Source organism: [Limnothrix rosea] IAM M-220 (genome assembly GCF_001904615.1).
GTDB lineage: Bacteria > Cyanobacteriota > Cyanobacteriia > Cyanobacteriales > MRBY01 > MRBY01.
In genome coordinates, this window is record NZ_MRBY01000089.1 from 1 (window position 1) to 5,105 (window position 5,105).

4 protein-coding genes are annotated in these 5,105 nt (G+C 46.7%); 2 read left to right on the top strand and 2 right to left on the bottom strand.

The annotated features are described in order from the left end of the window. Positions 1–57 precede the first annotated feature (57 nt). Entirely contained in the window at positions 58–285 is a 228-nt protein-coding gene (locus NIES208_RS18745; RefSeq protein ID WP_139325104.1) for a hypothetical protein, read from the bottom strand. Positions 286–1,083: 798 nt separating this feature from the next. Next, positions 1,084–1,260: a hypothetical protein gene (locus NIES208_RS19130; RefSeq protein WP_171971809.1), complete on the bottom strand. Its 177-nt coding sequence runs from the start codon at positions 1,258–1,260 to the stop codon at positions 1,084–1,086. A 469-nt stretch (positions 1,261–1,729) separates the two neighbouring features. Here NIES208_RS19130 and ldpA point away from each other — a divergent pair, with 469 nt between their 5' ends. Then, the gene (ldpA, locus tag NIES208_RS18235) at positions 1,730–2,779 is read left to right on the top strand and encodes a circadian clock protein LdpA (RefSeq protein ID WP_075894410.1); all 1,050 of its coding nucleotides are present in this window, start codon (positions 1,730–1,732) and stop codon (positions 2,777–2,779) included. Between the two features lie 20 nt (positions 2,780–2,799). Further along, complete coding sequence (locus NIES208_RS18240; RefSeq protein ID WP_075894411.1) at positions 2,800–4,584, top strand: R3H domain-containing nucleic acid-binding protein; 1,785 nt, start codon at positions 2,800–2,802, stop codon at positions 4,582–4,584. Positions 4,585–5,105 lie beyond the last annotated feature (521 nt).

Below are 5,105 nucleotides of genomic sequence, written 5' to 3' on the forward strand. Positions count from 1 at the left end.
TGTCTTCTTTTCTTTAAAGAAATATCAGCTAAATTCTTATCCATAACTGACGTTAACTTAGTCCATAAATGGTTCAACACTAAGATAATCACCGTAGTCATGCACCACCCTAACAGCAGTATTGGGCTTCAGGGTAATGGGGAGGTGGCACATGGCGGCGATCCAACGGCCACGATAATGAATGACACCCATTTGGTGAGGCCGCAAAACCTCTGAAACAATGGCACTTTGGAAAAATGGGGGACAGGGTTCTGGCTTGTTGGAAAAGGAAAAGTGATTGGTCATGGTAGATCCTTGATGCCTCTACTGATCTTGTCGTTACCCAGCCGCTCAAGTTATGCAAGGGAGCAAAATACTTAGGTATTTGCTGTTTACTTTTTTATTAAGCTACCCATAACCCTTGCGTAATCGATCATTCAGTGGCGATCGCCCCCATTCCTTAAAATAAAAAAGACCTCCCATGGCGGGAAGCCTCAAAATGCCTATAATTTGATGCCGAAGTCAAAATCTGTGGTGGTTTAATCTGAAATATCGCGCGCAGTGAGATTATTTTAGTGTCGAAAAATTCTTTGTGTCGAAATATGAGGGCGATCGCCAAACGAAAGAGCTCGATCTAACTCAAATGGCTTTTTAGTCTAAGTTTGTGGGGAAATGAGTAAAGTCGCGGGCGACGTAAAAACCAGAGAAAAATTAAGGTCGTTTTCGCCTAGCCCCAAGAAAGAAATCGTTGCACAAAAACATGAGAGAGAGAAAGAAAAAGTAGAAAGAAGTTGTTGCTCTTCTGTCCTCTATATGTCTAGTATCCCCTAACGCCAACGAGATTTCTGTGATATTGACATGGTGTCAGTGGTGAACTTTATCAGGCGATCGCCGAGAGGAAATTACCTTTAGTAATGTCATAAAGTCCTGATCCTGAGTGATGGCGGTCACAAAAAATCCCTCGGCATTGATGACTCAAACCCTTTCGGAGTACTGCGAAGTTCTTCTGATAGAAAACACGAAAACCAAGAAACATAAAAGGTGTCATTGTTTTGACTCCTAAAAAAGAAATTGTCCCTCAAGTGAGAAAGAATGGGTTTAAACCTAAGCCGCAAGTACCTTGATTTCGCCGGATTCAAGCTGTTCAGTCAATATCTCCAATGCTTTCATCTCTTGCCAGCTAAACTGGTGAGACCAAAGAAGCTTATTTAGAGAGTCCTCCATGGCGGGAGTAACGACTTTATGGGTGAATGCGGTTTCGAAGATGACCTGTAGTGACATGGTTTAAACCCCGTTAAAAAAAAAGAAAGTGTTGTCTGTCTCTATGGTTTCAGTATCGCGTTTACCAGCGGAAAACTCTGTGACTCTACGTCAATTTGCTGATGTACTTTGTCAGCGCAAGAATTGACAGAACACCTTGAAAAACATTGCTGAAATCCTGAAAAAAAGTGACCGACATCACTAGAAAACGCTAAATCTCAATCTCTGTCTGGTTTCTAGCCTTTCGATAATGTCATCTACAATCTTAGGGATTTGCCTGTTGTGACAGCAGTGGTATCAGCGAATAGGCTGAGGCGATCGCCCCTTCTTACTTACAAGCGCCCTTACAATTGATAGCACTACAGAACATTTGCACTAATAGTTTGGTTGTACTACTATTGTCGAGGGCGTTAATGTTGCATCGCCGATAGAAAGACAACACTAACGAGCCCCATTCACAGGCCTTAAATTTTGGCGTTAAAATACAGAGGTGAAAGTATTTGATTCTCCACTGCAGTCTCTGGACAACGGAACTTGGTTTAAGCTCATTTGTGGCGCAAGTTTCCAGCATCTTCCCGCGATCCGTGATCTGGTTTTGGTCTATAGTTTGGCGGGGGCAGATTGCATCGATGTGGCCGCAGATCCCGCCGTAATCACCATGGCAAAAGAAGCTTTGGCGATCGCCTCGGAGATATCCCAAGCCCCGGTCGATGCCTCCGAGCAAAGGCGGCAACCTTTATTGATGATGAGCGTCAATGATGCGGAGGATCCACACTTTCGGAAAGCAACCTTTGAGCCAGACCAATGTCCTCGGGATTGTCCGCGTCCCTGCGAAAAAATTTGTCCCGCCATTGCCATTGATCACACAGGCGTGATCAGCGATCGCTGCTATGGTTGTGGCCGTTGTATTCCGATTTGTCCCTTAGGTCTGATAGACACCCAAAGCTATGTTTCAGCTCCCCATGCGACGGCCGAACTAATTGTCAATTCTGCCATTGATGCCCTTGAAATCCATACCCAAGTCGGCCATTTTGATGCATTTACCCGACTTTGGCAGGCGATCGCCCCAGTCCACCACCACTTGAAATTATTAGCGATTAGCTGTCAAGATCATCCCGACGTTTTGCCATACCTAAAGCAAATCTATCGGGAAATTCAGCCCCTAGGCTGTACCCTATTGTGGCAAACCGATGGTAGACCTATGAGTGGTGACATCGGCAAAGGAACCATCCACGCAAGTATTCAGTTTGCCCAAAAGCTACTTCAGTCGGAAATTTCAGGATATGTGCAACTTGCTGGTGGGACAAATGACCACACCATTACTAAACTTAAGCAACTGAATCTCTTTAAAGGCGATCGCCCCAATGCCACAACCCCCTTTGTTTCCGGCATTGCATTTGGGAGTTATGCCCGCAAAACCCTACAGCCGATCTTGGAACCGCCCGACTGTGAGCGACCCTATCGACTAGAACATGACCCAAAACGACTTTGGCAAGCAGTCTCCCATGCCAGAGATCTCGTAAATCCGTTAAAATCCTAAGCAAATTTCATTGCCATCCTATGACCGTAAATCAGCAGTCCGCCGTTATCCCTGCTCACCGCCGTCTAGTCACGGATGACCTCGAAAAACTTTTAACAATTTTGCCCGAATACCTCCATCAGCACCTTGCCGCTCACCCCCGTAAAGATGAGTTGATCGAAGTAGTGATGGATCTAGGCCGTGTCCCCGAAGCTCGCTTTGTGGAAGGCACCGAAGATTTAGGCGAAACGCCCATCACCCGCGATGACCTAAATTATTCCGTCAGCCGTGTCGGGATGTTTAGCGGTGATAATCGTGCCGGCATTGAACGCACTTTGCACCGCATTAGTGCCATGCGTAATCGCCAAGGCGATATTGTCGGTCTCACGTGCCGCATTGGTCGGGCTGTGTTCGGCACAATTTTGATGATCCAAGAATTGGTTGAAAGCGGTAAATCCATTCTCTTGCTTGGTCGTCCCGGTGTCGGTAAAACCACTGCTCTGCGGGAAATTGCCCGTGTCCTTGCAGATGATGTCGGTAAGCGTGTCGTGATTATTGACACCTCTAATGAAATTGCGGGGGATGGTGATATTCCCCACTCGGCGATCGGTCGTGCCCGTCGGATGCAAGTGGCTAGCCCAGAGCAACAACATAAGGTGATGATCGAAGCCGTGGAAAACCATATGCCAGAGGTGATTATCATCGATGAAATTGGCACAGAACTGGAAGCCCAAGCGGCTCGCACGATCGCCGAACGGGGTGTACAACTCGTCGGGACTGCCCATGGTAATCGTATTGAAAACCTCATTAAAAACCCCACCCTTTCGGATCTTGTCGGTGGCATTCAGGCGGTAACCCTCGGTGATGAAGAAGCCCGCAAACGGCGATCGCAGAAGACCGTTTTAGAGAGAAAAGCGCCCCCAACCTTTGATGTGGCCGTGGAAATGCTCGAACGTCAAAAATGGGTTGTCCATGAAGATGTGTCGATCACCATTGATACCCTTTTACGGGGACATCAGCCTCTCCTCGAAATTCGCACTGTCGATGATGAAGGTAATGTGCAAGTGACGGAGGAAATGGAGCATCCCATCGAAATCCCAGAGTGGAATCCCCAAACTCGGATGGCATCGGAATCCCAACCTAGTCGTCCCCGCGGTTTGCGTGCCTCCGGTAAAATGACCCCTTTACCCTTTGGCAGCAAGAAAAAAAAATACCAAAAACGCAGTAGCGGCTCCCTCGACCAACTGATCGATCAATCTTGGACTGCCCGCGACCCCCAACAAACGGAAAAGGTGCGTACTCCCGGCCCCAATGGCGAGGATTATCCGGTGTATGTTTATCCCTATGGTGTGGGGCGATCGCAGCTAGAGCAGGTCATTGAAATTTTGCGATTACCCATTGTGCTCACTAAGGATTTACCTAGTGCTGATGCGGTATTGGCCTTGCGATCGCAGTTAAAAAATCACTCAAAATTGCGCGATATTGCCCAAGATCAACAGGTGCCTATCCATGCGGTGAAATCGAACACAATTCCTCAAATTACGCGGGGATTGCGGCGGTTGCTAAATATGGATGATCCGAATGTGAAAGAGCCGACAGATATTCGTCTCTTTTCCCAGAGTAATAATGATGATGAAATTGATGCCTTAGAGGAAGCTCGTCTTGCCGTTGAACAAATTGTCATTCCCCAGGGACAACCTGTTGAATTGCTGCCCCGTTCTGCCAAAATTCGAAAAATGCAACATGAACTGATTGAGCATTATCGTTTGCAATCATCAAGTTTTGGAGAGGAGCCAAATCGTCGTCTGCGGATTTTCCCTGCTTAAGAAGATTGCTTATTTGTGTCAAGCCCTAACTTCGATAAGAGGTTGGGGTTTATTTTTTTTGATTTGTTGAAAAGAAAAGGTGATCGCCGACAGTCGGGGATTTATGAAATGTTAGTGAAGTAAACAAAACCGTTTGAACCCCAAGGTTTGTGTACTATGGCCAAGGCCATCAAAGTTAACCTGAGTTCGGTTTAAGCAAGGTTCGGAATGACGATGCGGCGAAGGGGAAAGTGAGTGAGGGGAGATTTTGTATGCCCACAAACAACCATAGGTATCAAAAAATGTGAAATTCGATCGATTCTCCGTTTCTCCCTCTCCCTACATCTCCCGTTGCTCGGAGGCATTCAGGCTAGTACTTAACGTCAGTTATGGATAAGCATGTAGCCAAAATTCTCTAGAGAAAAAGAGACACGCAGAGGGAAAGACACGGGGAAGCCACGAAAATTTGCATTTTTTGAAAGCTAGTAGGATTGTTTGCATAGAAACATCTCCCTATCCCTCGCTCTCCCATTCACCGCGTC

Coding starts and splice junctions, on each gene's coding strand:
- NIES208_RS19130 (WP_171971809.1), bottom strand. CDS start 1,260: ATGTCACTACAGGTCATCTTCGAAACCGCATTCACCCATAAAGTCGTT.
- NIES208_RS18745 (WP_139325104.1), bottom strand. CDS start 285: ATGACCAATCACTTTTCCTTTTCCAACAAGCCAGAACCCTGTCCCCCA.
- NIES208_RS18240 (WP_075894411.1), top strand. CDS start 2,800: ATGACCGTAAATCAGCAGTCCGCCGTTATCCCTGCTCACCGCCGTCTA.